This window comes from Pseudomonas moraviensis subsp. stanleyae, assembly GCF_036283065.1.
Taxonomy (GTDB): domain Bacteria; phylum Pseudomonadota; class Gammaproteobacteria; order Pseudomonadales; family Pseudomonadaceae; genus Aquipseudomonas; species Aquipseudomonas stanleyae.
On sequence record NZ_JAADJI010000014.1, the window covers coordinates 32,787 to 57,434 of the forward strand.

General features: G+C 59.4%; 38 protein-coding genes. 27 read left to right on the plus strand and 11 right to left on the minus strand.

The annotated features are described in order from the left end of the window. Positions 1–148: 148 nt before the first annotated feature. The 10 genes from GXB78_RS23875 to GXB78_RS23920 all read right to left on the minus strand — a co-directional run bounded on the left by GXB78_RS23875 (position 149) and on the right by GXB78_RS23920 (position 5,757). Complete coding sequence (locus GXB78_RS23875; RefSeq protein WP_329517261.1) at positions 149–844, minus strand: hypothetical protein; 696 nt, start codon at positions 842–844, stop codon at positions 149–151. Further along, complete coding sequence (locus GXB78_RS23880) at positions 841–1,452, minus strand: recombination protein NinG (protein WP_329517262.1); 612 nt, start codon at positions 1,450–1,452, stop codon at positions 841–843. The genes GXB78_RS23875 and GXB78_RS23880 overlap by 4 nt, the downstream gene beginning before the upstream one ends. Continuing rightward, positions 1,443–1,784, minus strand: coding sequence for a hypothetical protein (locus tag GXB78_RS23885; protein ID WP_329517263.1), 342 nt, complete (start codon positions 1,782–1,784; stop codon positions 1,443–1,445). Before GXB78_RS23885 ends, GXB78_RS23880 begins: the two co-directional genes overlap by 10 nt. After that, positions 1,784–2,182, minus strand: a complete 399-nt coding sequence (locus GXB78_RS23890; protein ID WP_329517264.1) for a recombination protein NinB — start codon at positions 2,180–2,182, stop codon at positions 1,784–1,786. Before GXB78_RS23890 ends, GXB78_RS23885 begins: the two co-directional genes overlap by 1 nt. Continuing rightward, positions 2,179–2,562, minus strand: a complete 384-nt coding sequence (locus tag GXB78_RS23895) for a hypothetical protein (protein WP_329517265.1) — start codon at positions 2,560–2,562, stop codon at positions 2,179–2,181. The genes GXB78_RS23890 and GXB78_RS23895 overlap by 4 nt, the downstream gene beginning before the upstream one ends. A gap of 1 nt (position 2,563) precedes the next feature. After that, positions 2,564–3,370 carry an ATP-binding protein gene (locus GXB78_RS23900; protein ID WP_329517266.1) on the minus strand — a complete coding sequence of 269 codons (807 nt, stop codon included), beginning with the start codon at positions 3,368–3,370 and terminating at the stop codon, positions 2,564–2,566. Then, entirely contained in the window at positions 3,360–4,166 is an 807-nt protein-coding gene (locus GXB78_RS23905) for a hypothetical protein (RefSeq protein ID WP_329517401.1), read from the minus strand. Before GXB78_RS23905 ends, GXB78_RS23900 begins: the two co-directional genes overlap by 11 nt. Beyond that, positions 4,166–4,993 (minus strand): Rha family transcriptional regulator, encoded by an 828-nt coding sequence (locus GXB78_RS23910; RefSeq protein WP_329517267.1) that lies wholly within the window; start codon positions 4,991–4,993, stop codon positions 4,166–4,168. Before GXB78_RS23910 ends, GXB78_RS23905 begins: the two co-directional genes overlap by 1 nt. 334 nt (positions 4,994–5,327) lie before the next feature. Further along, a complete protein-coding gene (locus GXB78_RS23915) occupies positions 5,328–5,519 on the minus strand; it encodes a hypothetical protein (RefSeq protein WP_024013551.1) in 192 nt (63 codons plus the stop codon). Positions 5,520–5,547: 28 nt separating this feature from the next. Continuing rightward, positions 5,548–5,757, minus strand: coding sequence for a transcriptional regulator (locus tag GXB78_RS23920; protein ID WP_123587636.1), 210 nt, complete (start codon positions 5,755–5,757; stop codon positions 5,548–5,550). A gap of 91 nt (positions 5,758–5,848) precedes the next feature. Here GXB78_RS23920 and GXB78_RS23925 point away from each other — a divergent pair, with 91 nt between their 5' ends. From GXB78_RS23925 to GXB78_RS23990, 14 genes are all read left to right on the plus strand, one after another. After that, the gene (locus tag GXB78_RS23925) at positions 5,849–6,598 is read left to right on the plus strand and encodes an XRE family transcriptional regulator (RefSeq protein WP_329517402.1); all 750 of its coding nucleotides are present in this window, start codon (positions 5,849–5,851) and stop codon (positions 6,596–6,598) included. 80 nt (positions 6,599–6,678) lie between these two features. After that, a complete protein-coding gene (locus tag GXB78_RS23930; RefSeq protein ID WP_329517268.1) occupies positions 6,679–7,254 on the plus strand; it encodes a hypothetical protein in 576 nt (191 codons plus the stop codon). 464 nt (positions 7,255–7,718) lie between these two features. Then, entirely contained in the window at positions 7,719–7,973 is a 255-nt protein-coding gene (locus GXB78_RS23935; protein WP_329517269.1) for a hypothetical protein, read from the plus strand. 488 nt (positions 7,974–8,461) lie between these two features. Beyond that, a complete protein-coding gene (locus tag GXB78_RS23940; protein WP_329517270.1) occupies positions 8,462–9,049 on the plus strand; it encodes a hypothetical protein in 588 nt (195 codons plus the stop codon). 24 nt (positions 9,050–9,073) lie between these two features. Beyond that, positions 9,074–9,499: a hypothetical protein gene (locus GXB78_RS23945; RefSeq protein ID WP_329517271.1), complete on the plus strand. Its 426-nt coding sequence runs from the start codon at positions 9,074–9,076 to the stop codon at positions 9,497–9,499. Next, positions 9,496–9,711, plus strand: a complete 216-nt coding sequence (locus tag GXB78_RS23950; protein ID WP_329517272.1) for a hypothetical protein — start codon at positions 9,496–9,498, stop codon at positions 9,709–9,711. Before GXB78_RS23945 ends, GXB78_RS23950 begins: the two co-directional genes overlap by 4 nt. After that, a complete protein-coding gene (locus GXB78_RS23955) occupies positions 9,708–9,902 on the plus strand; it encodes a hypothetical protein (RefSeq protein WP_090283106.1) in 195 nt (64 codons plus the stop codon). The genes GXB78_RS23950 and GXB78_RS23955 overlap by 4 nt, the downstream gene beginning before the upstream one ends. Further along, complete coding sequence (locus GXB78_RS23960) at positions 9,899–10,024, plus strand: hypothetical protein (RefSeq protein WP_256674831.1); 126 nt, start codon at positions 9,899–9,901, stop codon at positions 10,022–10,024. The genes GXB78_RS23955 and GXB78_RS23960 overlap by 4 nt, the downstream gene beginning before the upstream one ends. A gap of 156 nt (positions 10,025–10,180) precedes the next feature. Continuing rightward, on the plus strand, positions 10,181–11,338 hold the full coding sequence (locus GXB78_RS23965) for a coiled-coil domain-containing protein (RefSeq protein WP_329517273.1): 1,158 nt from the start codon (positions 10,181–10,183) through the stop codon (positions 11,336–11,338). A gap of 7 nt (positions 11,339–11,345) precedes the next feature. Then, positions 11,346–12,104, plus strand: coding sequence for an ERF family protein (locus GXB78_RS23970; protein ID WP_329517274.1), 759 nt, complete (start codon positions 11,346–11,348; stop codon positions 12,102–12,104). Between the two features lie 5 nt (positions 12,105–12,109). After that, complete coding sequence (locus GXB78_RS23975) at positions 12,110–12,727, plus strand: YqaJ viral recombinase family protein (RefSeq protein WP_329517275.1); 618 nt, start codon at positions 12,110–12,112, stop codon at positions 12,725–12,727. Then, complete coding sequence (locus GXB78_RS23980; RefSeq protein ID WP_090283103.1) at positions 12,724–12,966, plus strand: hypothetical protein; 243 nt, start codon at positions 12,724–12,726, stop codon at positions 12,964–12,966. The genes GXB78_RS23975 and GXB78_RS23980 overlap by 4 nt, the downstream gene beginning before the upstream one ends. Next, positions 12,963–13,427 carry a hypothetical protein gene (locus GXB78_RS23985; protein ID WP_047301322.1) on the plus strand — a complete coding sequence of 155 codons (465 nt, stop codon included), beginning with the start codon at positions 12,963–12,965 and terminating at the stop codon, positions 13,425–13,427. Before GXB78_RS23980 ends, GXB78_RS23985 begins: the two co-directional genes overlap by 4 nt. A 75-nt stretch (positions 13,428–13,502) precedes the next feature. Beyond that, complete coding sequence (locus GXB78_RS23990) at positions 13,503–13,811, plus strand: hypothetical protein (RefSeq protein WP_329517276.1); 309 nt, start codon at positions 13,503–13,505, stop codon at positions 13,809–13,811. A gap of 8 nt (positions 13,812–13,819) precedes the next feature. Here GXB78_RS23990 and GXB78_RS23995 read toward each other — a convergent pair whose 3' ends face one another. Continuing rightward, a complete protein-coding gene (locus GXB78_RS23995) occupies positions 13,820–14,704 on the minus strand; it encodes a DUF2971 domain-containing protein (protein ID WP_329517277.1) in 885 nt (294 codons plus the stop codon). 84 nt (positions 14,705–14,788) lie between these two features. Here GXB78_RS23995 and GXB78_RS24000 point away from each other — a divergent pair, with 84 nt between their 5' ends. From GXB78_RS24000 to codA, 13 genes are all read left to right on the plus strand, one after another. Next, on the plus strand, positions 14,789–16,834 hold the full coding sequence (locus tag GXB78_RS24000; RefSeq protein ID WP_329517278.1) for a DNA cytosine methyltransferase: 2,046 nt from the start codon (positions 14,789–14,791) through the stop codon (positions 16,832–16,834). A 43-nt stretch (positions 16,835–16,877) separates the two neighbouring features. Next, positions 16,878–17,465 (plus strand): hypothetical protein, encoded by a 588-nt coding sequence (locus tag GXB78_RS24005; protein WP_329517279.1) that lies wholly within the window; start codon positions 16,878–16,880, stop codon positions 17,463–17,465. Then, positions 17,462–17,776: a DUF4406 domain-containing protein gene (locus GXB78_RS24010; RefSeq protein ID WP_329517280.1), complete on the plus strand. Its 315-nt coding sequence runs from the start codon at positions 17,462–17,464 to the stop codon at positions 17,774–17,776. The genes GXB78_RS24005 and GXB78_RS24010 overlap by 4 nt, the downstream gene beginning before the upstream one ends. Beyond that, positions 17,773–18,495, plus strand: a complete 723-nt coding sequence (locus tag GXB78_RS24015; RefSeq protein ID WP_329517281.1) for a hypothetical protein — start codon at positions 17,773–17,775, stop codon at positions 18,493–18,495. Before GXB78_RS24010 ends, GXB78_RS24015 begins: the two co-directional genes overlap by 4 nt. A 46-nt stretch (positions 18,496–18,541) precedes the next feature. After that, positions 18,542–19,414, plus strand: coding sequence for an ASCH domain-containing protein (locus tag GXB78_RS24020; RefSeq protein WP_329517282.1), 873 nt, complete (start codon positions 18,542–18,544; stop codon positions 19,412–19,414). Positions 19,415–19,463: 49 nt separating this feature from the next. Then, positions 19,464–20,066, plus strand: coding sequence for a DNA methyltransferase (locus GXB78_RS24025; RefSeq protein ID WP_329517283.1), 603 nt, complete (start codon positions 19,464–19,466; stop codon positions 20,064–20,066). Positions 20,067–20,070: 4 nt separating this feature from the next. Beyond that, positions 20,071–20,238 (plus strand): DNA methyltransferase, encoded by a 168-nt coding sequence (locus tag GXB78_RS24030; protein WP_329517284.1) that lies wholly within the window; start codon positions 20,071–20,073, stop codon positions 20,236–20,238. 14 nt (positions 20,239–20,252) lie between these two features. Beyond that, positions 20,253–20,570, plus strand: coding sequence for a hypothetical protein (locus GXB78_RS24035; protein WP_329517285.1), 318 nt, complete (start codon positions 20,253–20,255; stop codon positions 20,568–20,570). 48 nt (positions 20,571–20,618) lie between these two features. Next, positions 20,619–21,113 (plus strand): hypothetical protein, encoded by a 495-nt coding sequence (locus GXB78_RS24040; protein ID WP_329517286.1) that lies wholly within the window; start codon positions 20,619–20,621, stop codon positions 21,111–21,113. A gap of 70 nt (positions 21,114–21,183) precedes the next feature. Further along, positions 21,184–21,396 (plus strand): helix-turn-helix transcriptional regulator, encoded by a 213-nt coding sequence (locus GXB78_RS24045; RefSeq protein WP_024013576.1) that lies wholly within the window; start codon positions 21,184–21,186, stop codon positions 21,394–21,396. 63 nt (positions 21,397–21,459) lie between these two features. Continuing rightward, positions 21,460–21,816: a 6-carboxytetrahydropterin synthase QueD gene (gene queD, locus GXB78_RS24050; RefSeq protein WP_007915588.1), complete on the plus strand. Its 357-nt coding sequence runs from the start codon at positions 21,460–21,462 to the stop codon at positions 21,814–21,816. 302 nt (positions 21,817–22,118) lie between these two features. Then, positions 22,119–23,390, plus strand: coding sequence for a cytosine permease (codB, locus tag GXB78_RS24060; protein WP_329517287.1), 1,272 nt, complete (start codon positions 22,119–22,121; stop codon positions 23,388–23,390). 15 nt (positions 23,391–23,405) lie between these two features. Next, the gene (codA, locus tag GXB78_RS24065; RefSeq protein WP_065615956.1) at positions 23,406–24,641 is read left to right on the plus strand and encodes a cytosine deaminase; all 1,236 of its coding nucleotides are present in this window, start codon (positions 23,406–23,408) and stop codon (positions 24,639–24,641) included. Positions 24,642–24,648: the final 7 nt, after the last annotated feature.

Genomic DNA, 24,648 nt, shown 5'->3' on the forward strand with positions numbered 1-24,648 from the left:
TTCCCAAGGGCTGTCCTGGCTACAGGTAAATTCGAGGCAATAAAAAACCCGGCGCGGTGGCCGGGTTTCGTTTGTCACTCCTCGATACGCGCAGGAATGACAGGATGGGATTAATTTCGCTCATTCGCTCACTGATGTCAACAGGCAATCACGCAGCTTGTTCAATCAGCAAGCCTTCGCCTCCGAGAATGTCGGCGGCGTGTGCCAGCGCCTCGTTTACCAGGTCATCAGCAGCCTTTCCGATATCCTGACGCCAGCGGCGGCGAGTTGACTCCGGCGTGCCGTCGTTGTCCCAGGTGTTCATGTCGTAAAAGCTGTCCTTGAGCACGATCATGTCGGCGGATCGGGAGCTGTCACGCTTCACCTTCGCCTGACCGGCGGCCAACGCAGCCTTCACCACAGCCTCACGGCGCCACTCAGGCGCATCGATTGGGATCTCGACTGACACTGAGGTCGCCACCTTGGGGCGCGCACCCTTCAGTTGCGGAATAGCCCATGCGGTGCTCGCCTTGAACAGGAAAAGCTTCGGCGCCGGCGTGTTGATCTGGGTTTGCAGCGCTGCGATGGCTTGTACCTTGCGCCCCTTGTGGGTGCTGTACTTCGCCACCAGCGCATCCCAGTGCTTTTGCTCAAGCGCACTGTGCAAGCGGGCAGACACCCAGCAGTCAACTTGGGTGCGGTCGATGGTGTCAGCGCCAGGGGAGCGGACCAGTGTCGCCAGATCGCCGCCCTCCTCCTCGTCGGCAGAGTTGTAGAGCTTCTGCCACGCCTGCTTGCTGGTGTTGTCGATCGCCTCAGCCGCGAGGGCCGAGACAACTGCGTTCAGAACACTTGGATAGATCATGCTGCAGCCCTCTTCAGTTCGCGGGTCTTGGCCCGGTAGTCGGCCTTGATGGTTTTGATTTCTTCGACGGTGTACTTACGGGGCTCATGAGGCCCTTCCAGCCATGCAACGGTTTCGGCGCCGATGCGCAGCACCAACCTGATGCGGTACTCGACCGCATTACCGGACAGGTTGCGGTTGCACTTCACGCACTGGCGGTGAATGTTCAGAGGCTCGAAGCGCAGCTCCGGACAAGCCCCGACGGAACGGTAGTGCCCAGCGTCCCAGCGGCTGCCGGTCATGAGGTCGTTGTCGTTTGGCATCGAATCGCAGCTGATGCATGGCAGGTGCGCGTCACGCAGGCGGACGTACTCGTTCACGGCGGCCTGGGCTTCGCGCAGGTGATCCGCCCTGCTCTTCAGCTTCTCCTTGCGAACCTGAATTTCTCGGCGGTCACGCTGGGCGATGGCCTTGCGGGCTTTCTCGGTGTTCGCCGGCGCCATGGCCAGCGCGCACTTCGGGCTGCACACCGCCTGCCCCAAGCGTTGAGGTGGAAAGCTAATGCCGCACGCTGGGTTCTTGCACTTCTTCGGCTTCGGAGCCTTCTTCTCCTTGAGGGCTACGCGCATGGCTGGGCCTCCTTGGCGGGGTATACCGTCCAGTTGCCGATGCCATTCCAAACGCCAGATCCGCCCAGGTGATTGATCGAGCCCGGGCTGCAACCAAGGGAAACAGCGAAGAACCCAAACCAAACCTGAGGCGCGTAAATCCAGTGCGGGAACTTTCGCGCCCTGAAACCATGGACCTTTCCGCACGCCCAGCAGAAACGAGTGAACGAAGCTGCCGCGACAGCGGTGTAGATCACATGTCCGCAGACTTTTGCGAACTGCCAAACCAACCAGCCGTTAAACACGACTCCGCAGCCGAGGACCCAGTAGACGTACCATTCGATATGGCTCATCAATACCGCCCTCCCCATTTGTCGGATTCAGTCCAGCGCACGTCATGCTCGGCGCCGAAGGCATGCATCAGCTCGAATAGATCGCTGAACCATTTCTGCGATTGCTTGCGGGTCGATACGGCCATCACGACAAAGCCACCGTCGAGACCAGGCTCTGCGCGCTGCTTCTCCAGCGAGGCACTGAAGAGGCACTTCCAGTCTTCACTGCTCAGCTTTTTGCCGTGCCAGATGACCTGCTCGGAAACGTCCTTGAGCATTGCCCACATCTTTCGGTTGCAGATGTCCGGGCGCTTCTCGTCCTTGATGACTACGATCTTGGGTTTGGTGAAGTCGGTGGCGTGCAGGATGCCCATCAGGCGGCTGATGTCGCGCTGACTGCGGATGGCGAATTCGTTCATGGCTGCACCGCCTTGGCCATAGCGGCGGAAACGGCCCGCAAAAAATCGCCCGTGCTTTTCTCCAGTGGATCGCAATCAGCCGGATCATCCATTCGGTCAAAGAACTGGAAAACCAACCGACCGATCCCTGCGTCTTTGCGAAGCGCCTCGTTCTCTTCGATCAGTCGGTTGCGGACGTTGCAGGCCGTTGCATATGCCTCTTCGAATGCAGTGAGCCTCTCATTCTCGGCCAACAGCTCAAGCGCAACCTCCTCCACGGTCTTCTCCCCAAGGAATTCCTGCAGCGCCTCGGTGTTGCGTTTCCAGTCTGCGCAGTCAGCACGGAATGACGCTGCCTCGGCCCACAGCAGCTTCTGCAGTTTTTGTTTGTCGATGGTCATGTCAAAACCCTTCCTTGCCGCGCTGAGATTCCCAGTCGAACGGGACCACGATCATTCCGCCCTCGCGCAGGCGGTCGACGCAGCGATCGCCCATTGCGGCCGGCAACTGGCTGGCTTCGAGGTTGGAGATCACCACAGTCGGGCGCTCCTGCTCGTACCGGCCGTTGATGATTGCGAACAGGGTCGTCAGCTCGAAGTCGCTCGGCTGCTCCTTGCTCACGCCCACCTCGTCCAGCACCAGCAGATCAGGATCGATCAGGCTCGAGAGAATCTCGGCCTCACTGCGTTCGCTGTGCTTGTCGTACGTGGAGCGGATCGCCTGAAGGATTGCGCCGACAGTGCGGTACACGGCCGTCCGAGACGTGTTGTGCAGCAGCTCATTGGCCATGCCGGCGCCGAGGTGCGTTTTCCCGGTACCGGGCTTGCCGATCAGCACCATGCAGCGACCGGTCTTCAGGATCTCGTCAAAGATCTGCACGTAGTGCTGGCAGAACCGGAGGGCTTTGCGCTGGCCGTCGTTCTCGGCCTGGTAGTTACCCAAGGTGCGAGTGGTAAAGCGCTTCGGGATCAGCGCGTCGCCCAGCTTGCGAGCGAGGGACATGCGCAGTTCCATCGCCTTGTTCGCTTGCTCGGCGGCTTCGGACTTCTCGCGGGCGATACGGCTGCACTCGGGGCAATTGCTTCTGAGCTCACGGCCCAGCACGGCATAGACCTTCTGCTCGTAGGCGCCGTGGGTTTCGCACTCAGCAGGCTGGATGCGAGTGCCAGGCGGCAGTTCTGGAGTTGCTTGGACTGGCTCAGAGCGCATAGCTGCCGTCCTCCCGCTGCTTCAGGCCGGAGGTGTAATCGCGATCAGCGAAGCCGGTGTGACGGGATTGCGGGAACGGGTGCACGTTGCTGGCGAGCTCAGGGATCTCGTCCTGCCAGCGCTTGCCGTTGAGCCACGTCGCAGGGTGCGGGATGAACTGGCCCCGCTCCTTGGTCCAGTCAGGCGTCAGAACCTGCTTGGCCAGAGCTGCGACCATCAGGTCGTAAAGCCCCTGAGTGACCTTGAGCTTCGCCCACGCCTTCTCGGCCTTGTCCTTTCCGACCTTGCGCGGGTAGAGCTTCCAGAAGTTCGGGAACAGGTCCTCGGTCACCACCGGAGCAGGCGACGGAGAGAGGGAATCAGGAATCAGGAATCCGGAATCAAGAGAGAGGGAATCAGCCGGGAAGGAACTGTTCTTGTCTGGTGCTTGCACCGGGCTTGCACCATGCTCCCCCTCCGAAGCCTCTAAACCGGGCATTTCAGGGATGACACTCTTTGCCTCTTTCACGTGAGGGTTCTGGTGCTTCGACCAGTTCACGATCTGGATGGCCTTGAATGATCCGACGGTGTACCGCGTGATGAACCCCAAATGATCCAAGTCGGCGAGCATCTTTTCGATGTCGACGTTGTCAGCCGGGAACAAAGCCATTTTCAGGCGGCGCGGGCGATCTTCCAGGCGCCCTTCCCGATCAGCCTCGGTCCACATGCCAATGAAAAGGAGGCGCGTTGCAAAATCTACTTCAGCCAGGTGTTCGTTCGAGAAGAACCCCGGTTTTATATTTCTGGATCTGGCCATCATGGGCGTCCTTTGCCGATAAGCACGGCAAGCTCAAGGAAGCGATCGACGTACCAGTGAGGTTGCGTCTCGCGCGGACATTGAGGGCTGGTGAGGTTCTTGCCGTACTTGAGGCCTTTTTCAGTCACGGACCAGAAGTCGACTGTTTCGCCTTTGGAGTTACGGCGCTGCAGGGATTTGAGATAGCCATGCTCGGCGAGAGCTCGATTGAAGGCTGCCGCCGTACTGCTGATGGCGTGCTCTTTGATCAGGGCGGTAACGGCCTTGGTTGGCATCGAAGAGCCGCCGGTGGCGTCAGGCGCTGCATCTATGGCGTAACCCGGAAGGAACTTCGCATCGAGCCCGTTATTTGCGGCTATCTGGGCAAGCATCATCATCTTGCTCGAAGCCGCCGGCTTGAGCAGGCGATCAAAGCATTCGAGAATTGCCAGCTCGCCGACGATCTTCGGATTGGATGGATTCGAACGAGCTCGTTCTCGATCCTCGAGTGCTGTCATTCGGTCGAAAACGAGAGCCTGGAGCTCATAGCTATAGGACATAGCGATCAGGCATGCTTCACGCTTTGGGAAGACGAAGCATTTTTGGGACCGGCTTCGGCTGTCCATGTAATCGGCTGAAAATTTAGCCGATTGATCTGCACCCAAAACGCGGGGGACTTTGGCCATCAGGTTTTTATGGGTGAGGACAGGGTCGCCCTCTTCGCGATTTGAATTGATGAATTGAACCAGCTCCAAGCTGGACATAGAAACGGTTCGCGACACGTTTTCAGAATTAGAAAAACGTGTCGCGACACTGAGGGTATTGCCGGTATTGGGTGAACTGTGCATAATCAGCTCCAGAACGTTTTGTTGTATGCAGTAAAAAGAGCCGGGATTGCGCCCCGGCTTTTTTGTGCCTGCGATTTGGTGAATGGTTGTTTCATTGGCAGTTCCTCATGAGTCCCTGAGGGGCTTATCAGCCCTTCCGTCCTATGGAAGCGACGTTGCTCCGGCTCTTTGGTGGCCGGGTCATTCGATCCAGCGCCCGGTTCATGATTGTTGCGGCCATCTCTTCTGGCGTTACCCCGTTGCGTCTGGCTAATAGCTCCAGATCAGCGAGTCCCTGCCAGTCGAGCTGGATTTCCAGCGGCTTTCTTTCAGGCACAGGGCCTCCTCGGCTACTTCAGGCCACGTCTGTTTTCGCGTTAAGCTCTTCCATCATTTGGTTCAGGCCGCGCTCCAGGATTTCGCGAGCGAGCACAGCTTTTTGAGTCCGCTGAAAGCGGGCCATCGCTGTCAGCAGGTCGTCAGCCGCCTCGTCCAGGCGAACCTTGGTCGGCTTGTCGTGGAGGTGGTCAGGTTCGAAGTACGACATCTGTGGTTCCTTGTGTGGTTGGAAGTGGTTAGGCAGCTTGTTGAGGAATGCTCGGGCGAAGATCGCGCGCCTTGATCGCACCGTTGGTGACGATCTCCGCTCGCATAGCGACCTCAGCAGCGCAACCGTGTAGGCCGCGCACCCAGCCGCTAACGGTTCCCTGCTTTACGCCGAGAGCTGCCGCCGTAGCGTTTTGCGAGCCGAAATGCTCGACCAGCTTTTCAAAGGGATTGTTCATGATTCTCCGCCCATATAAAGGGATGCCTTTATCTTATGGCAAAGGTATACCTTTTTGCAACTTCAAAGGACAACCTTTAAATTCCATGCCCATGGAACTTAAAGATCGCCTCAAATACGCACGCAAAAAAGCCGGACTCACTCAGGTTGAACTCGCTGAGCGCGCTGGCATTAAACAAGCATCGATTTCAGAAATAGAGCGAGGCCTTACTCGCTCCAGCGGTCACTTGGTAAGGCTCGCGCAGATATGTGGTGTGGACCCTGTCTGGCTGTCAGAGGGAACGAAATTCCCGGCTGATCAGTGGCGAACGATCATGTCAGAGCCGCAGCCCATGCTGGAGCCGCCACCCATTACCTCGAACGCAACGATGATCGGCCCAATTGATGTATGGGACGACGAAACCCCACTGGATGATGACGAGGTTGAAATCCCTTTTCTCAAGGAAGTAGAGCTGTCGGCGGGATCTGGCAGAACGGCCGTTCAGAAATCAGTGACGAGGAAGCTCCGCTTCGGAAAGCTAACCCTCAGGAACCAGGGAGTTCAGCCGGATCAGGCGGTCTGCGTAACGGTACATGGGAACAGCATGGAGCCTGTGCTCCCAGATGGAAGCACTGTCGGGGTGGACCTATCTGCAACCACGGTCAAAGATGGCAAAATGTACGCTGTAAACCATGATGGCGAGCTCCGTGTGAAAACGCTCTACCGCATACCTGGTGGCGGGATAAGGATGCGCAGCTTCAATATCGACGAGCACAAGGACGAAGAGTACACAGCGCAAGAGCTCACAGAAAAAGGCATCGTGGTGCTCGGAAAGGTCTTTTGGTCTTCTGTGCTCTACTAGAGCCCTTCTCTGCCTCCACCTCGAATGGCTGTGCCACCACCGTGATGGTACAGTTGCCCTTCAATCAATGGAGGGACCCGATGAAATCCGTACTCGCTTTTATTTTGCTTTCCGCTGTCGTCGCTGCGCCTGCGTTAGCTGCAAAAAAGCCGGCCGCAACCACATGGACACAAGAGCCCGACAGCTTCATGGGTCTGCGCTTCGACCAGAAAGTGGATGCAGCACTGCCGGCCTGCCCTCGCGGCGTCGGCATACATAAGCAAATGTGCCATGAGCCGCCCTACACCAATCTCTACACGGTCAATGGGGGCCCTTCTGTAGGCTTCGGCTATTCGCTTTCCGTGTTCGCCGGTGGTTCGGGTGTCGAGTCGTTTTACCTGAGCACCAACAGCGATAATTTTTCGCAACTTGCAGCGCTCTTCACCACTAAATACGGCGCCCCGCAGAGCAGTACGAGTGAGGTAGTCAAAACCAAGGGAGGCGCCTCATTTACCAATGAAACGCTTTCTTGGCGAGGCTCGAAGGTCAGCATCACCCTTCAGAAATTTGCAGGCGACATCAACACCTCTGCCGCCACCATTAGTGACATCGCGGCTGCCCTCAAAAAAGCTGAAGAGCGCGAGGCGAAAACGAACAGCGCCGCGAGCAAGCTTTAAGCGCTCAATCTGCTCAACCCCAAACCCGCCAAGTGCGGGTTTTTTACGCTCGCTAAAAAAATAAAGGTAAACCTGTTGACTCAAAATAAAGGCTGCCCTATATTTCAATCCATCGAGCAGCGGAACAGCAGCTCGACAGGGACTCAACAGACCCGCCGCTCTTTAACAACCAGCGCCATGAACGACTACCCGGCCAGTCCGGTTAGGTCACTCCCGGCTCCATCGGTGGGAGGTCAGTAAACCGATGAACAAAACCGCACTTGCCTCTACCGGCGACCGGCGATCCGACAGGCCCGAAAGCCTGCCAACGCGCAGCCCACTGCGACGGCGGACGAGGTGTTGACCGAACTGAGTGAATGACCTGGTAAGCGGGTGCGGAGAAACACAGATTTCACTGGCTGGCCTTGGCGACAGGGCCATACGGGAAATCAACCATCCTAGAGGACACGACGATGCGAACTGTTATGACAATGAAGGCCGTACACGACGATCGCGGCCGCCGTACAGGGCTCAAAGATGCAGCCGAAGGCAGGTTTCACGGCTGGGGTGTTGAGTACGAAGAGTTCGAAAACGGTCCCGGCAACTACAGCGTGGCAATCGTCGAAATGGCTGATGGCAAGATCCAGACATTGATGCCTTGGGCGATTCGTTTTCTCGACAGTGAAAAAGCGCAATCCGACGCCCTTGACCATTCGCTGAGGCACCCAATCAGCGGCTGAACAACCAGCGCCACGACAGCCTGTCGTTAACTGCCCGATCCTCTCTATGAGAGCGCATCGGGGTGTGATCTGAGGCGAAGCCTCGGGCAGCGGATGTGCCAACCGGTCGCCTTCAGGGCTACCCCTTCCGCCGAATGCCGGTTGAGCCCCGGCCAGATCACACCCCGATGCGGACGAAACTGCGGCCTATAACCGCCCACCTGCATCAACTCAGCAGAGCCGATCTGCTAGTCAGCCGCTCCAACAGCTGACAGGTAACTCCGTAACCTGCCTTGCCGGGTATCGGTAGCAAGGAAAGGCAGCCTCGTCTCACCGGGGATCTCAACTACCTGCTTGCAGTAAGCCATGAGCAAGCCGACTTGCCGCCGTAAGCGGCTCCCACTAATCCCCGACACCACCCGAATGCACTCCCCTCCGCGCCCAACGGCAACCAGCGGAGCGGATGAGTGCATCCGAGTTTTGTTGGATCAATCACAGAGGTTTCCGTAATGCCGAAGATCATTGATGTGATCAGGACGAAGCAGGGGCAGACGTTTCTGCTCCTCGACGAGTTGCCCCGCTGCGTTTACGAGCGCACCGGAAACCTTTTGATATCGAACGACGGCGGCTTCTACGACTTCCTGAAGATTGAGCCTGGATCACGTGATGCGTTCGCCGGTCGGGCGTTCACAATCAAGCTTACCGATGGGTCGACGCTTGAATGCAAGGGTCAGGTCTGGTCATGCGGCGCTGATGTTGGCGTACCAACCGCACAGGTCGGCGTCGGAACTCTTGAGTCTCTTGCGAACTGCTACGTCTTCAGTTCGGCCACAGTCGACATATCGCTGGTGAACGAATGGCTCTCGAAAAACAAGCCGAGCAGCCGGTACTACAAGTACGACAAGCGCGAGACGGTCGAGTACTGGGAAGCCATCTACCGCACCGAGAAATGGGGGAATCGAATTTCTCCGGCTCGGGCCCGGAAGCTCCGCAAGCGTGGTGCGACCATCTGGCGCGTAGATGGCAGACCAACTTGGAGCTCCCGCTTCGAGAAGCGCAAGGCGCAAATCCTCGCCGATATCGCAGCAGACTCCTGATCTACCGCCACTCTGGAGGCAACCATGAACGCAACCGCGCTCGCACAAAGTAAATTCGATAACCGCCTGCCGCCTCCGGTGAGCGAAAGCCCTCGCGAAGTTGCTCGGGCTGAGTGGCTTTACAACGCCGTAGAACAAATGGTTCGGCATGGCTGCGACGCGAAGGTGCAGCGCCGCATGCGTCCGGCTCAGGGCGTCACGCTGGCCCAGTTCGCTCTGGCAGTTGATGAGTATGCAAATGGACGGCTTGCCGACTGCGAGGTCACCACGGCTTCGCTTGGCTACCTGCTGATCGCCGCCGAGCGCGGCCACGCTGACAAGGTCGCCGCCTCCGAGCTGCTCGGCCCCAGCGACCACCCACTGGGCAAGCTCGGCGAAATCGCGGAGGGCCTACTTCGACCCCTTGTCGATGACGCGCTGATCGCCCAGGCCGAGGACAACGAGCTATGAGCAATCAGGTAGCACTGGCCCGGCTGGACCTCGAGATCGCGAAGATGCGCAAGTCCTGCACTCCGATGCCGGATCGCACCTTCGTCATGGGCATGATTGAAATGGCGGAGTTCGCCGAGATCATCGACGCCCGCACCGCCAATCGTTATCGGGATGCGCTGGACGCCAAGTTCGTCGAGCGCAACACGCATCTGAAAGGAGTTTCGGCATGACAACCCCTCTGGTGAAAACGCTGGTCGATGAGCAGCTCGACGATATCGAGCGCCGCATCGCGATACTCGGCTTCGGCCTGCCCTTCAATGAGGTGATCGGCCGTAAGCGCGAGGATCTGGTCGACAGCCTCCCGCAGCGCCTGTCGGTAACCATGAAAGGCGGACGCATCGCGGTGAGGGCTCGACCATGAATCTCGTCTACTGGATTCTCGTTGTGCTTCTGGTTGCCGGTGCAGGCGCCTACGGCATCGTGAAAGACGGCTCGGGCACTTGCCAGGTGCCGCGCTCCACCACCTACAACGTGTTCCGATGACCAGCCTTCAGCGGGCGCGCCGCCTGCTGATTCGGCGCGGGTCGTTTCGAGTTCTCGCGATTTACACCTTCCTGATGCTGCTCGGCGCCCTCGCCGATCGCATCACCTCCTGACTTTCAACTTCAAGCGCTGCGCACGTCGCGGCAAGGATTCCCCGTGTCCGCACAACAGCAAGTCATCAAGATCGACGACATCAGCGAAGAAAACGCACCGGCCATCTATGTTGCTGGCGGCCTTGGCCAGTTCTTCGACGCGGTAGCCGCTGAGGTCGCCGCCGAGGTTCCAGACCTGACCACTCGTAAGGGCCGCGAGCGTATCGCCTCTCTGGCAGCAAAGGTCAGCAAGTCGAAGACAGCCGTGGAAAAGCCGGGCCGCGATTACCTCAAACGCCTGAAAGAAATGCCAAAGGTCGTCGAAGCTGAGCTGCGCGAATTCGTGAACAAGATGGACGCGCTGCGTGACGCAACTCGCCAGCCGCTGACGGACTGGGAGCAGGCCGAGATTGCCCGGACTGACGCTCACGTCGACGCGATCCAGCGCATCAAGGATCTCGCCATCTTCGAAACGGCGCCAACGTCCGACCACCTGGCCAGCCTCATCGCCGACCTCGAACTGCTGGAAATCGGCGATAGCTGGGAAGAGTTTTTGGCCGAAGCCGCTCAGGTGAAAGACCAGACGCTGATCAAGCTGCGCACCCTGCACGCCGAGCGAGCGCGGTACGAAGCCGAGCAGGCCGAATTGATCCGGTTGCGCGCCGAAGCCGAAGCACAGGCTCAGCGCGATCGGGATGCACAGATCGCCCGGGAAGCTGAAGAGCGTACCCGTCGTGAAGCTGAGCAGCGCGCACAGGCCGAACGAGAAGCCGCCGCCCGACGCGAGCAAGAGTTGCTTGATCAGGCTGCCGCCGCGCAACGTGCTGCCGAGCAAGCTTCCCGCGAAGCAGAGGCACAGGCCGAGCGTCAGCGCCTCCAGCTTGAGCAGCAGGCCGAGCAGGCTCGACTGGCGGCAGAGCAGGCGGAAGCGAATCGCATCGCCGCCGAGCAACGTGCCGAGCAGGAGCGCCAAGCCGCAGCAAAACGCGCCGAACAGGCCGCAGAGCAAGCGCGTGCCGACGAGCGCCGCCGCGCCGATGCAGCGGCTGCCGAAATCCTCCGCCAGCAGCAGGCGCGCGAGGCCGACCTGGAACACAAAAAGCAGATCAACCGCGCCGCCTTGGACGCCTTCATCGAAGGCGGCATGACCGAGGAATGCGCCAAGCAGGCAATCACCCTGATCGCCCAGCGCAAGATCCCCGCCATTTCAATCAGCTACTGAGGTTGCTATGTCTACCGAAATCATCATGCCTCCAGAGCGTGAAAGCCAAATGCTCGCCCATCCGCCCCAAGAGATCAGCATGCTGGCAACCATCAGTCGGCTTGCTCTCGACCCACGGTGCGACATGGACAAGCTGGAACGCCTGATCAAGCTTCAAGACCGAATGGAAGCCAAAAGTGCGCTCGAAGCCTTCAACGCAGCATTCGCTGAAATGCAGTGTGAAATGCCTTCTGTCGAAAAGCGCACCGAGAACACCCACACGAAAAAGATGTACGCCGACCTCGACGACATCAATTACGCGGTTCGTCCGGTCATGGCTAAGTTCGGCTTTGGCGTTTCCTTCAAGATTGTGAACCAGGCCAACGGTGTGAGCGTCACCGGAATCCTGATGCACAAGGCCGGGCACCGCGAAGAAACGACAATGATCCTGCCCCTTGATACTGGCGCCGGGCGCAGTGCTGTTCAGTCGGTTGGTTCGACCACAACGTATGGAAAGCGGTATGTGATGTGCGCCCTGCTGAACATCACCAGCGGAGACGACAACGACAACGACGGATATGTCGAGTCATCTGAACAACTGGTCACGCCTGCCCAGGCGCGGCAGATTCAGGCGCTGCTGGATAAATGCAGCGAGGCTGTCCATGCCAACTTCGAGAAAATGTATGGCGACCCCGGACAGATAGCTAAGTCCGCATTCGATGGCGTCGTGGCAGGTCTGAACAACTCAATCTCAAGAGCGGCCAAAGCGGCCCAGCAAGCGGGGTAACGGCCATGCAAATCATCACAGAAGTCGAGCAGGGCTCGCAGGAATGGCTGGCTCTGCGACTGGGCATCGTCACCTGCTCTGAGCTGGAATGCCTGCTGGTCAACGGCAAAGGCGAAGCCGGCTTCGGCGCCGGTGCCTTCACCTACATGAACACGCTTATCGGTGAGCGCATCACCGGCGAGGCTGCCGATCCTTTCCAAGGGAATCGCCACACTGAGCGCGGCCATGAGCTGGAACGTGTCGCCCGGAAGCTCTATGAGCAGCGCGAGGAAGTTGAAACCAAGCAGGTGGCGATTATCCTCAACCACGGCGCCGGTTACTCGCCCGATTCGCTTGTCGGGCCTACAGGTCTGACGGAAATCAAAACCAAACTGCCGAAGTTTCAGGTGGAAGTGATTCTGTCCGGCGAGATTCCGAAGGAACACGTCGCCCAGTGCCAGGGCGGCTTGTGGGTCTCAGAACGCGAGTGGATCGACTTCGTCTGCTACTGGCCGGGCATGCCGCTTTTCATCAAGCGCGCCTACCGCGACGAAGCAATGATCCGCAAGCTCTCGGAGCGGGTGAAAACCTTCTACGAGATCCTTGAGGATCGCATGAACCAAGTACTGGGGATTGCAGCATGATCAGCAACCACCTCAACCTCGTCGAGCAGCACCGACCGGATGCCGAGTCGATCGCTGAGCGAATCGCGCAGTATCTTGCCGCCGGCGGGCGGATCGACCAACTGAAAAGCCCGCCCCGCAATCCGCTCCCACCGCCCCGCTCGAAGAAAATAGACCCTGAAACGGTCCTCAAGCGGCGGCCGAAGCCAATATCAGCGGCGGAACGAAAAGCGCTGCGCAAAATGGCGGACTCGCTATGAAGTCGAAACGCAAACCCAACAACGGTTTCGCCCGGGCTGAGCGCAGCTGCCGGGCGCTGCTGCGCACCAACCACGTCGCGGTGGTGAACATCGACCCCAGCGGCAGCCAGATCATGGCGAACTGGAAGAGCTGCAAGCAGATCCGCAGCTTGGCGATCGCCAACGCGATTTTCGATTTCTCCTACCGCTGGACGATCTACATCGCCGCCATGTGTCGAGACGAGCGCGGCGCCGAGTACATCAAGTCGGTGGAGATCTCGCCGGAGGGCATCTACAAGGTAGAGCGCCTGACCGATGCCATCGAGCATTACTACCTGGAGCTGCGCAACAGCGCGAACCCGAACCATCTGGTCGCATCGGGCTGGATCGCCATTCCCGACGAGATATCGATGGACGAAGCCCAAGCCGCGAAGCTGTTCTACGCCGCCGGCGCCTGGCATCAGGTGAAGGTAGCAGCGTGAGACGTTTTCGCATCCAACAACGCAAACGACAGACCTGGCTGGACTTGCCGGCCAGCGGAATTGAAGAGGTAGGCCATGGCCAAGAGCAATGCGCAATTACAGAAGGACAAGCGAGCAAAGGAGAAGGCGCTGCTCGATCGGATCGGCGCCGAGAAGCGGACGCTGATTGTTTCGAAGGCGTTGGATGACGCGCTTAAGGTTCTCGGCGAGCGCCACGGTTTTGAGGAATGGCAGGAGACGGTGTCGACCTTTCTGATCAATCTCGCCGGCGCACCTTCCGCAGAGTCCGCCCGCTTCGCCACCCTGTCGCGACCTGAATTTCTCATCACCGACAAGCAGTCGCGACAGCTTGAAAGCTTTGCCAAAACGGGCGTCGAAGCATAATGCAGGAATCAACAAATTTTGTTAACAAACGCAGACATTTTATGATTCTCGATTATCCATCTAGCCATCTCACCAAACTGGCTGGGGTCATCTTTAAAGATATGCGCAGTTCTTGGGCTTATTATTGGCGAAGTGGTCAGAGGCCCCGGATATTTAATTAATTCATATCTAAAGGAATAATCCCAGTTTGCCACCGCTGCCAAGCTAAGCGAAATATTTGTATTTCTTACTAGACCCCACAATTCTTTTTGATTCTCGAGACTCATCCTCTCACCGATATATACAGCCTTAATGCATTCCAAAGGTATGCCCAAGGTTAGCACTGGATAGCCATTCACAGCCTTACCAGTGTCTGTTAGATCCTCAGCAGACCTCACCAAACGAACCTCCTTTTCATACGACCATGAATTGGATTTCACGCAAAGATCTGCGATTGGGACTGGTTGATCGTAAAAATCCGAAAGATTAAATATCGGTCTTCGCTTCTGGTATTTTACTGGATTCAATCCAGTGAAAAAATCGTGCCCCTCATCAAACTCTATAACAGCACCGGAATACTCACCGGCGTAATGCCCCCACATCAGCAAACTATCAATATTACGGCTTAGGCATAGAATCCCTAGCGTTGAATTTAGTTTAGCCGCTATATCTCTTGCGTTGATATCGCTTCTAAATTGATCATCCCCCGGCGTATGGCTGCGATCCAACCCTTTTCTTCTAGGGCTGATTACACAAAACTTAAAACTCCCGACATGTTCTTGCGTACTTTCAGGAACAATAAACTGTGGAAGTAATTCAAATGGGTCGTTGAAAGCCTTAGGCTGGGTGAATCGGATGCTTCCTTTCAGGATTTTTTTTGCCGTGTCGGCGGTTACGTACTTGTACAACCCCATCGCGACTCCTTAATCCGGCCCCATGCCGGGACCCAACACAAATACCCCACTTCTACGAATCACGCCAGCCGGCGAGGATCCCCTATGTCCGCACAACAGAAGAAACACCCCTTCGATTTCAAAACTCAATACGGACTCGGCTTCAGCACTCAGGACGATGAGATCGTTGTCGACTTCTTCTGCGGTGGCGGCGGTGCCGGTACCGGGCTGGAGATGGGGCTGGGCCGCGCGGTGAACGTCGCGAAAAACCACAGCCCGCAAGCGATCAGCATGCACACCGTGAATCACCCGGGCGCCGTGCACTTCACCACCGACGTGTTTGACGGTGACCCCGACACCGAATGCGGCGGCAAGGCCGTAGGCTGGTTCCACATGTCGCCGGACTGCACGCACCACAGCCAGGCCGCCGGCGGCCAGCCACGCAAGCGTGAGATCCGGAACCTGTCGTGGATCGGGTTGAAGTGGGCTGGCAAGAAGAAGCCTCGCGTCATCAGCCTGGAGAACGTGAAACAGATCCTTCAGTGGGGGCCACTGATCGCCAAGCGCTGCAAGTCGACCGGCCGCGTGATGAAGTTGGGCGGCGCCATTGCCGAGCCTGGCGAAGTCGTACCGGTTCACCAGCAGTTCCTGGTGCCTGACCCGAAGCGTCGCGGGCAGACCTGGGCTGTGTTCGTCGCCGAGCTGCAGCGTCTGGGCTACGTCGTTGAATGGCGGGTCATCAAGGCTTGCGACTTCGGTGCGCCGACCAGCCGGGAGCGGCTGTTCATGATCGCCCGCCGCGACGGTCAGCCGATTGTCTGGCCTGAGCCGACCCACGCAAAGCATCCGGTCAAAGGACAGCAGAAGTGGCGCACCGCCGCCGAGTGCATCGACTGGACCATCCCGAGCAAAAGCATTTTCGACCGGGCAAAGCCGCTGGCGCCCGCCACCCTGCGCCGGATCGCCAAAGGCATGAAGAAATTCGTCATCGATGCCGCTGACCCATTCATCGTGCCGATCGCGAACTGGTCCGGCGAAAGTGTCCAGTCTGCCCATGAACCGCTGCGCACTGTAACGTCCTGGCCGCGTGGCGGATCGTTCGCCATGGCCAGTCCGATCATCGCGCCAGCAACGCATCAAGGCAGCGACCGCGTAAACGATCCACATGCCCCGCTGCCGACTGTGACGTGCGCGAATCGCGGCGAGCTGACGCTGATCAGTCCGGTGCTCGTCGGCGCCGGTGGCCCGGTATATGCCGGAAACCCAGTAGCGGCGGACAAGCCTCTCGGCACCTTGATGACGCGTGGCCACCGCGCGCTCGCCGCGGCTCACCTGGTGAAATTCCGGTTCTCGGATGAAGGCAAAGCGCTCGACGAGCCGCTGCCGACCATCACCAGCGGCGGCGACTACAAGCGTCCCGCCGGCGCTGCCCACGCAATGGGAATCTCAACGGTGTTCATGGCCCAGATGAATGGCGGCTTCAACACCACGGCGGCAAAGAGCATCGAGGATCCGATGACCACGGTTACCAACACCGGAAGCCAGCAGCAGCTGGTGACGGCGAACCTGGTGCACCTGCGCGGCAACTGCGATGCGCGGGACACCGCCGATCCGCTGCACACCATCAGCGCCGGCGGCACTCATCACGGACTGGTCACTGCCTTCATGGAACGCCAGTTCGGCGCCAGCGTAGGCCAGGGTGTGAACGAACCCGCGCCAACCATCACAGCAGGCGGTGGCGGCAAGAGCTCGTTGGTCGAGCTGCAGCTCTCGCCAGAGGTTGAAGCCGGTGCGCTGCGGGTCGCTGCATTCCTGATCAGCTACTACGGCACCGAGAACATGAGCGCCGCCGACGCGCCAGCGCCAACCATCACCACCAAGGATCGGCTGGGACTGGTCACCGTGACCATCAAGGGCACGCCTTACGTGATCGTCGACATCTGCCTACGGATGCTGCAACCGGCCGAGCTGTACAAGGCTCAGGGCTTTCCCGCCGACTACATCATCAGCCACGGCGCCGACGGCAAGCCGTTCACCAAGACCCAGCAGGTTCACATGTGCGGCAACAGCGTCAGCCCTCCGCCGATGGCCGCACTGGCACGGGCCAACGACCCATGGCGAGCCGCCGAGCGACAAGCAGAAGCCGCATAACCCACCCTCCACCGCCCGGGCATGCCCCGGCATAGGACGCCCCATGCCCACAGAAAACCAAAACGCCGAGCCGCTGCCGACATTGGCGACCGGCGCCGCGCTTGATGCTTCGACCTGGAACGACTTCGTCGAACGCCTTCGTTATCACTGCAACGGCTGCGGCGTTAAATGGCACCACACTGCGGCCGCCATCTTCACCGTGCAGACCAAGCGAATCGATTACGGCTACGAGATCGACTACGCCGAAGGTCGGGTTGTCTGCCTTGAGGATCGGTCGTGGTTCAGCCCGAAAGCATACTGGGACGACCTCGACGACGAAGAGCGCGCAGAGATCGACCAAGCACTGATGGCTGATCGGGAATGCAGCTTTATAGATATGGACGAGTACGACCAGTGGGAATACCTCGCCGAGTGCGATGACCACACCGTGACCGGCTGGAACAAGCACTGGGAAATCGTGAACAGCCACTTCACTCGCGATGCCGCCGAAGCGTTCATCCAGCGCAAGCAGCACGACTACGGCGAAATGCGCGTCTACGTCGAATCCCAGTACTACGCCTGGGAGTTCGAAGCCATCAAGGAAGCGATCCTCGACGGCACGCTGACCTACACGCCGAAGGTGGCAGCATGAAGCGCATCTACCTCAGCGGTCCCATGACCAACATGCTGGACCTGAACTTCCCGCTGTTCCACTCCACGGCCGCCACCCTGCGCGCCGCCGGACACAGCGTCATCAACCCCGCCGAGTTGAACCCAGACCCCGGGACCTGGAGCGAATGCATGCGCCGAGACATCGCCGCCCTCATGGAATGCGACACCGTGGCCACCCTGCCCGGCTGGCAGGATTCCCGAGGCGCCAGCCTTGAGGTTCATATCGGCAAGGAGCTCGGCATGAAGGTTTTGAATGCCCATGATCTGGTATCGATGGAGATTGCAGGATGAGCGAAATAACGAGAAACGTGATTCAAGCGCCGATCGCCATATCCATGGCCAGCGCGATGTCGCGGGCACAGTTTCACAATATTGCGCAGGAACTGTTGAAAGACTTCGACCGGGTCACCGCCGCGCGTGACGCCCTGCAACTGCTGCTGAACGATCGCGACGAACGACTGCACAGCCTTGAGCAGTCACGCCGTGCTGAATTCGACAATGGACGGGCGGCGGAGCAGCGGAACGAAGAGTTGTCAGGAATGCTGCAGGCGCTGGTCGACAACCCTTACCGGTTCACCGACGCCTACCGCGAGCGCATCGCTGCAGCGCTCGAAGGGCGAAGCGCAGCTGATCAGCGGATTGATGAGCTGACCGCTATCCAGCAGGTCGGCGCGAATACTGAACCGCCGCACTACAAGCCCGGTCTCTACGCCGTGCGTCACATCGACAACTGGGACGGTGAGCGCGATGTAGTGCTGGCCTTCGCCATGCTGGACGCCGACGGCAAATGGACGGATAAAGAAACCGGCGAGCCCCTGCTGACGTACAAAGGGGACAAGGTTCTCACGGCGTGGCCGCTGGACTGCCCCGACGTGCCTGACACCCAGATCATCGGCGTACCGCGCAACTGGCTGGAAGACTGGTCGCTCGAACTTGTCGAAGCCGCGCAGGACGGCGGCCAGATGTCGAACCAAGTCGAACACCTCCTCGAAATTCACGCCAAGCCTTAACTCCCTCCCCCTTCAAAGTCAGCCGCTATAGCGGCAAGGAACCGGCATGCCCAGGAAAAACCACCTCATAGTCGACTCCGGCTGCACGCAGGACAACGAGCGCTGGTCGCTATCGGCCTGCGGCCTGAATGAAGAATCCGAAGTCGAGTGGGACGGTACCCACAACCGCGATCTTGTCAGTTGCAAGCGATGCCAGGCGAAAATGGCCAAGCCCCGCCCGGCGCCGGAACCCTTCCACAAAGAGCGCCCTATCCTTTTCAACGGAGCGATGGTTCGCTCGATCTTGTCCGGGCAGAAGACGGTCACGCGCCGGCTAGTCAAAGGCAATCAGATCCCGAGCCGCAGCAAATCTGACTCACCGGAACATCAGTGGATCGCAGTGGTTCAAGACCATCCGCGCTGGGGGTTCGCTGCTTTCGGTGCGACTGAGGAGGAGTGCGCGGCGGAGCTGGCTATGTACGGTGGTTGCCCTTACGGGCGGCGAGGCGATCGCCTTTGGGTTCGAGAAACCTGGTACTGCGATCACGACGAAGTCATGCGCGGCCCTTACCTCAAACCGGATGACTTGAATGTCAGTGAGGCACGCGACGACGGCACCCTGGTTTACGCCGCCGACGGGCTTACCCCATATGAAGCCGATCAGCCAGTCTGGAAGCCAAGCATCCACATGCCGCGCTGGGCCTGCCGCATCCTGCTGGAGATCACCGACGTGCGCGTCGAGCGGTTGCAAGACATCAGCCGCGCCGATATCCGGGCGGAAGGCCTGGAGTGTCCGCCGGAACTGGCAAGCGATGACGTTTCGCCGAATTACCGTGACTGGTACCCGGCGGCTTGGAAGGAGTTGTGGAACTCCACCGGCGGCGACTGGGACGCCAACCCCTGGGTCTGGGTCGTCGAGTTCAAGCAGGTGACGCCATGATCGCCCTCGCCTGGTTCGCCTACGTGTACTGCTACAAGGGGCCGCGGTGATGAGTGAATATCAGCTCTACCTCGGCGACTGCTTGAAGATCATGAAGCAATTGCCTGATGCCAGCGTCGACATGGTGCTGGCCGACCTACCCTACGGAACCACGCAATGCGCGTGGGACACAATCATCCCGCTCGAGCCGCTCTGGCTGGAATACCTGCGGATCGCCAAGCCGGAGGCGGCAATTGTGCTTTGCGCGGCTCAGCCGTTTGCGTCGATGCTGGTGGCGAGTAATCCCAGGCACTACAAATACGAGTGGATATGGGAGAAAGGGGCGGCCACGGGCTTCCTCAACGCCAAGAAGCAGCCGCTGCGCGCTCACGAAAGCGCGCAGGTGTTTTACCGAAAGCAGCCGGTGTACAACCCGAGAATGACCACCGGGCATGAACGCAAGACGTCTAAGCGAAAGTCGGTGGAGTCGGAGTGCTACGGCAAGGCGTTGAACCTGACCGAATACGACTCGACAGAGCGGTACCCGCGGTCGGTGCAGTTCTTTTCCAGCGATAAGCAGACAGCAAGCTATCACCCCACCCAAAAGCCCGTGGCATGGATGGAGTTCTTGATCAGCACGTATTCCGATCAGGGGGGGGGTTGTGCTGGATAACACCATGGGTAGCGGTACCACTGGTGTTGCTTGCATGAACCTGCGGCGGCAGTTCATCGGCATTGAGCAGGACCCCGGTTACTTCCGGACCGCCCAACAACGGATCGCCGATGCGATCACCGTCCGCGAAACCCCGGTACCGCAAATTGATCTGTTCGAGGCCACCGCCTGACCGTGAGGTGAAGTTTGATCCGACTGATAAGCATCCGCACCGAGGAACTGACCGGCCCGGCGCTGGACTGGGCAATCAAGGAGATCGAGGGTGATCAGCAGCCAGTCTCCGGCCAACTGTATCTCTTCGCCCTCCCCGACGCCGATCGCTTGATCGCGAAGTACGGCGTCTGGGTCGATGTTGGCCACCGGCACCCATGGCTGGCTGACGCGACAAACGATCCGTTCAACCGCCAGCCCGGCAAAACCCGAACCATCGCAGTGTTCCGCGCCGTGGTGTTTGCCAAGTGCGGCACCGCGGTGAAAGTCCCCGCCGAACTGATCCAGCAGTAACCCCAATAACTCAACAGCCTGCCGGTGTACGGCGGGCGAGGTATACCAATGTCCGAAGAAAAGAATGCATTCCGCGACGCTGCTATCGAAGCCATCACGGATATGGCTCAGCACCTGCCGCTTGATTGCGAGCTGCTGGTGGTGGCCTGCCGCCCCGGCAAGAAAGACTTTGACCTAGTGCTGCCGTCGCCCGAGTCGAACTTGAACAATGCCTTGGACACGCTGCGCCGAAACGGGTTGAGCATCGACGGCGACAACGCCTACAAGCGCGACCTGCTGGACGCTGTGGTCGGAGCGCTGGCCCTCGGCGCGCAGAACAGCAACCCGCCGCCATCCCCTCACCGGGCAACGCGATTCTGGGAAATCGGCCGGGAAGAACGCGAACTGCACGAAGAGCTGGTCGCGACGCTCCGTGAGTCTCGCCAAGTACTCGCAGTGGCACTCAAGACGGGCGCATCCGACTGGTTCGACACCGATGAAAAGGTGGCGCATCACGTCACTGTCCAGCGGATCGACGCAGGCCTGGCCAAGGCCGGCGCATAACCCATCACCACCTTCTGCCGCCACGCGCGGCATAAATTCAAGCCAAGCCGAAATCGGCGAGGAGTTTCAAATGGCAGCGACAGAAAACATCGATCGTTTCCTGCGCCTCGACGAGGTGCTTCACACAACCGGTCTTGGCCGTAACACGGTTTATCGCCGGATCAGGGAGGGCACCTTCCCGAAACAGGTTAGAATAGGCCCCAACTCGGTCGCTTGGCGTCAATCTGCAATCTCGCAGTGGATGCTCGATTTGAACCCCAGCAACGACCAATCAGTACATTGATCAGTACACCAGAAACTGACAATTCAACAGATCCCTCTAAATTCATGCCCTACAGGTCATACCGTGGAAATCTTCAAAGAGTTTACTTTCGAATCCGCCCACCGCCTGCCGCACGTCCCGGACGGCCACAAGTGCGGACGCCTGCACGGTCACTCGTTCAAGGTCGCGCTGCACCTGAGCGGCGACCTCGATCCGCACACTGGCTGGATTCGCGATTTCTCCGAGATCAAAGCGATTTTCAAGCCGCTGTACGAACGCCTCGACCACAACTACCTGAACGACATTCCCGGCCTGGAAAACCCGACCAGCGAAGTGCTGGCCAAATTCATCTGGAACGAGATGAAGCCATTGCTGCCGGAACTCAGCGCGATCCGCATTCATGAGACGTGCACCAGCGGCTGCATTTATCGCGGGGAATAAGCAACAGATCTCCCCGCCCCTGTGGGAGCGAGCCTGCTCGCGAAAGCGTCGTTCCAGTCAATTTATTCGGTGACTGACACTCCGTATTCGCGAGCAGGCTCGCTCCCACAAGAGTCCGGCGCCAGGTTTCAATCATCTGCCATGCACATCACAGGCTCGCTCCCACATTGGGCTCCTGGTGCATTCAGTGCACTGCTTTCGCGCTGAAAACCTCAGTCGCGTCTCCACATTCGGTCACTTGCGCCGCTTGGCACGACCGCTGCAACCCTCCTGCGTCTTCCCCTTCCAGCAAGGACTGCCCCATGACGCAGAACGCCTCCGGCAACGATTACCCGCTCAGTGAAGTGCCGATGCACGCGCGCAAAGGCCTGGCCTCGACGGCGATGGTGTTACTGGGCTTCACGTTTTTCACCGCGACCATGTTTGCCGGCGGCAAGCTCGGGGTCGCGTTCGGTTTCGCCGAGATGATGGCGGTGATCATCGTCGGCAACCTGCTGCTGGGCCTGTACGCGGCGGGGCTGGGTTACATCGCCTTCAAGAGCGGCCTCAACTCCGTGCTGATGGGGCGTTTCTGTTTTGGCGAAGTCGGCAGCAAGCTCAGCGACCTGATCCTCGGCTTCACCCAGATCGGCTGGTACGCCTGGGGCACGGCGACGGCGGCGGTGGTGATCGGCAAGTATTGCAATCTCGATGAAACCACGGTGCTGGGCCTGATGGTGCTGTTCGGTCTGGGCTTCTGCGCTACGGCGTATATCGGTTATCGCGGACTGGAAATTCTCTCGTACATCGCGGTACCGGCGATGATGTTGCTGCTGATGCTGTCGATGTGGGTAGCGACGGTGAAGGTCGGCGGCTTCGAAGGTTTGCTCAGCGTGGTGCCGACGGGTTCGCTGGACTGGTCGACGGCGATCACCCTGGTGTTCGGCACCTTCGTCAGCGGCGCTACGCAAGCCACCAACTGGACGCGATTTTCGCGCTCGGCAAAAGTCGCGGTGCTGGCCAGCCTGATCGGTTTTTTCATCGGCAACGGCTTGATGGTACTGATCGGCGCATACGGTGCGATCGTTTATCAGCAACCCGATGTAGTCGAAGTGCTGCTGTTGCAGGGTTTCGCCATGGCCGCGATGGCCATGCTCTTGCTGAACATCTGGAGCACGCAGGACAACACCATCTACAACTTCGCCGTGGCCGGCTGCAACCTGCTGCGCACCGGGCGGCGCAAAACCGTGACCCTCGGCGGTGCGGTAATCGGCACGCTGCTCGCGCTACTGGGCATGTACGACATGCTGGTGCCCTATCTGATCCTGCTCGGCACGGTGATTCCGCCGATTGGCGGGGTGATCATGGCTGACTTTTTCTACCGCTGGCGCGGGCACTATCCGCGTCTGGCCGACGCACGGTTGCCGGCGTTCAACTGGCCGGGGCTCGGGGCCTACGGGGTGGGCACCGTCGCTGCGTTCAGTTCGCCTTGGGTCGCGCCGCTGGTAGGGATCGCAGCTGCCGCGCTAACGTATGCCATCGTCACCGGTGTGCTCGGCGCCCGTCGCCTCAGCGCACCACTACAAGACCTATAAAAAAGGATTCGCCTGATGCACATCATCAACGCCCGCCTGCGCAACCAGGAAGGCCTGCACGAATTGCACCTCGAAGACGGCCTGATCCACAGCATCGCCCGCCAGACCGAAGCGCCGACCCTCGGCCCGGATGACCTCGATGCCGGCGGCAATCTGGTGGTGCCGCCCTTCGTTGAGCCGCACATCCACCTCGACGCCACCCTCACCGCCGGCGAGCCGCGCTGGAACATGAGCGGCACCCTGTTCGAAGGGATCGAGTGCTGGGGCGAGCGCAAAGTCACCATTACCGAAGAAGACACCAAGACCCGCGCCAAGAAGACCATCCAGGCCTTGGCCGCCCACGGCATCCAGCATGTGCGCACCCACGTTGACGTCACTGACCCGCAACTCACTGCGCTCAAAGCCATGCTCGAAGTGCGCGAGGAAAGCCGCCACCTGATCGACCTGCAAATCGTCGCGTTCCCGCAGGAAGGCATCGAGTCGTTCCGCAACGGTCGCGAACTGATGGAAGAAGCGATCCGCATGGGCGCTGATGTGGTCGGTGGCATTCCGCATTTCGAGTACACCCGTGATCAGGGCGTCAGTTCGGTGAAATTTCTGATGGACCTGGCCGAGCGCACCGGCTGCCTGGTCGACGTGCATTGCGACGAGACCGACGACCCGCATTCGCGCTTCCTTGAAGTGCTCGCCGAAGAAGCGCGCAGCCGCGACATGGGCGCCCGCGTCACCGCCAGCCACACCACGGCGATGGGCTCTTACGACAACGCCTACTGCGCGAAACTGTTCCGCCTGCTCGGGCATTCGGGGATCAGTTTCGTCTCCTGCCCGACCGAGAGCATTCACCTGCAAGGACGTTTCGACAACTTCCCGAAACGCCGCGGCGTGACCCGCGTCAACGAACTGCTCGAAGCCGGGATGAACGTGTGTTTCGGCCAGGATTCCATCGTCGACCCGTGGTACCCGCTGGGCAACGGCAACATTCTGCGCGTGCTTGAAGCAGGTTTGCACATCTGCCACATGCTCGGTTATCGCAACCTGCAAAGTGCGCTGGACCTGGTCACCGACAACAGCGCCAAAGCCATGCACCTGGGCGAGCGTTACGGCCTCGAACAAGGCCGCCCGGCGAACCTGCTGATTCTTTCGGCGGACAGCGATTACGAAGTGATCCGCAGCCAGGGTTTGCCGCTGTATTCGATTCGTGACGGCAAGGTGTTGATGAAACGGCAGATGCCGGTGGTGGAGTTCAGCTGAGATTTGC

Coding starts and splice junctions, on each gene's coding strand:
- GXB78_RS23935 (WP_329517269.1), top strand. CDS start 7,719: ATGACAATGAAGGCCGTACACGACGATCGCGGCCGCCGTACAGGGCTC.
- GXB78_RS23920 (WP_123587636.1), bottom strand. CDS start 5,757: ATGAACAATCCCTTTGAAAAGCTGGTCGAGCATTTCGGCTCGCAAAAC.
- GXB78_RS23910 (WP_329517267.1), bottom strand. CDS start 4,993: ATGCACAGTTCACCCAATACCGGCAATACCCTCAGTGTCGCGACACGT.
- GXB78_RS24045 (WP_024013576.1), top strand. CDS start 21,184: ATGGCAGCGACAGAAAACATCGATCGTTTCCTGCGCCTCGACGAGGTG.
- GXB78_RS24005 (WP_329517279.1), top strand. CDS start 16,878: ATGCCCACAGAAAACCAAAACGCCGAGCCGCTGCCGACATTGGCGACC.
- GXB78_RS24030 (WP_329517284.1), top strand. CDS start 20,071: ATGGGTAGCGGTACCACTGGTGTTGCTTGCATGAACCTGCGGCGGCAG.
- GXB78_RS23875 (WP_329517261.1), bottom strand. CDS start 844: ATGATCTATCCAAGTGTTCTGAACGCAGTTGTCTCGGCCCTCGCGGCT.
- GXB78_RS23880 (WP_329517262.1), bottom strand. CDS start 1,452: ATGCGCGTAGCCCTCAAGGAGAAGAAGGCTCCGAAGCCGAAGAAGTGC.
- GXB78_RS24000 (WP_329517278.1), top strand. CDS start 14,789: ATGTCCGCACAACAGAAGAAACACCCCTTCGATTTCAAAACTCAATAC.
- GXB78_RS23950 (WP_329517272.1), top strand. CDS start 9,496: ATGAGCAATCAGGTAGCACTGGCCCGGCTGGACCTCGAGATCGCGAAG.
- GXB78_RS23885 (WP_329517263.1), bottom strand. CDS start 1,784: ATGAGCCATATCGAATGGTACGTCTACTGGGTCCTCGGCTGCGGAGTC.
- GXB78_RS24025 (WP_329517283.1), top strand. CDS start 19,464: ATGAGTGAATATCAGCTCTACCTCGGCGACTGCTTGAAGATCATGAAG.
- GXB78_RS23990 (WP_329517276.1), top strand. CDS start 13,503: ATGGCCAAGAGCAATGCGCAATTACAGAAGGACAAGCGAGCAAAGGAG.
- GXB78_RS24010 (WP_329517280.1), top strand. CDS start 17,462: ATGAAGCGCATCTACCTCAGCGGTCCCATGACCAACATGCTGGACCTG.
- GXB78_RS23980 (WP_090283103.1), top strand. CDS start 12,724: ATGATCAGCAACCACCTCAACCTCGTCGAGCAGCACCGACCGGATGCC.
- GXB78_RS23940 (WP_329517270.1), top strand. CDS start 8,462: ATGCCGAAGATCATTGATGTGATCAGGACGAAGCAGGGGCAGACGTTT.
- GXB78_RS23995 (WP_329517277.1), bottom strand. CDS start 14,704: ATGGGGTTGTACAAGTACGTAACCGCCGACACGGCAAAAAAAATCCTG.
- GXB78_RS24015 (WP_329517281.1), top strand. CDS start 17,773: ATGAGCGAAATAACGAGAAACGTGATTCAAGCGCCGATCGCCATATCC.
- GXB78_RS23960 (WP_256674831.1), top strand. CDS start 9,899: ATGAATCTCGTCTACTGGATTCTCGTTGTGCTTCTGGTTGCCGGTGCA.
- GXB78_RS23945 (WP_329517271.1), top strand. CDS start 9,074: ATGAACGCAACCGCGCTCGCACAAAGTAAATTCGATAACCGCCTGCCG.
- GXB78_RS23900 (WP_329517266.1), bottom strand. CDS start 3,370: ATGCGCTCTGAGCCAGTCCAAGCAACTCCAGAACTGCCGCCTGGCACT.
- GXB78_RS24020 (WP_329517282.1), top strand. CDS start 18,542: ATGCCCAGGAAAAACCACCTCATAGTCGACTCCGGCTGCACGCAGGAC.
- GXB78_RS23895 (WP_329517265.1), bottom strand. CDS start 2,562: ATGACCATCGACAAACAAAAACTGCAGAAGCTGCTGTGGGCCGAGGCA.
- GXB78_RS23985 (WP_047301322.1), top strand. CDS start 12,963: ATGAAGTCGAAACGCAAACCCAACAACGGTTTCGCCCGGGCTGAGCGC.
- GXB78_RS23905 (WP_329517401.1), bottom strand. CDS start 4,166: ATGGCCAGATCCAGAAATATAAAACCGGGGTTCTTCTCGAACGAACAC.
- codA (WP_065615956.1), top strand. CDS start 23,406: ATGCACATCATCAACGCCCGCCTGCGCAACCAGGAAGGCCTGCACGAA.
- codB (WP_329517287.1), top strand. CDS start 22,119: ATGACGCAGAACGCCTCCGGCAACGATTACCCGCTCAGTGAAGTGCCG.
- GXB78_RS23955 (WP_090283106.1), top strand. CDS start 9,708: ATGACAACCCCTCTGGTGAAAACGCTGGTCGATGAGCAGCTCGACGAT.
- GXB78_RS23915 (WP_024013551.1), bottom strand. CDS start 5,519: ATGTCGTACTTCGAACCTGACCACCTCCACGACAAGCCGACCAAGGTT.
- GXB78_RS23970 (WP_329517274.1), top strand. CDS start 11,346: ATGTCTACCGAAATCATCATGCCTCCAGAGCGTGAAAGCCAAATGCTC.
- GXB78_RS23975 (WP_329517275.1), top strand. CDS start 12,110: ATGCAAATCATCACAGAAGTCGAGCAGGGCTCGCAGGAATGGCTGGCT.
- GXB78_RS23930 (WP_329517268.1), top strand. CDS start 6,679: ATGAAATCCGTACTCGCTTTTATTTTGCTTTCCGCTGTCGTCGCTGCG.
- GXB78_RS24040 (WP_329517286.1), top strand. CDS start 20,619: ATGTCCGAAGAAAAGAATGCATTCCGCGACGCTGCTATCGAAGCCATC.
- GXB78_RS23890 (WP_329517264.1), bottom strand. CDS start 2,182: ATGAACGAATTCGCCATCCGCAGTCAGCGCGACATCAGCCGCCTGATG.
- GXB78_RS23925 (WP_329517402.1), top strand. CDS start 5,849: ATGGAACTTAAAGATCGCCTCAAATACGCACGCAAAAAAGCCGGACTC.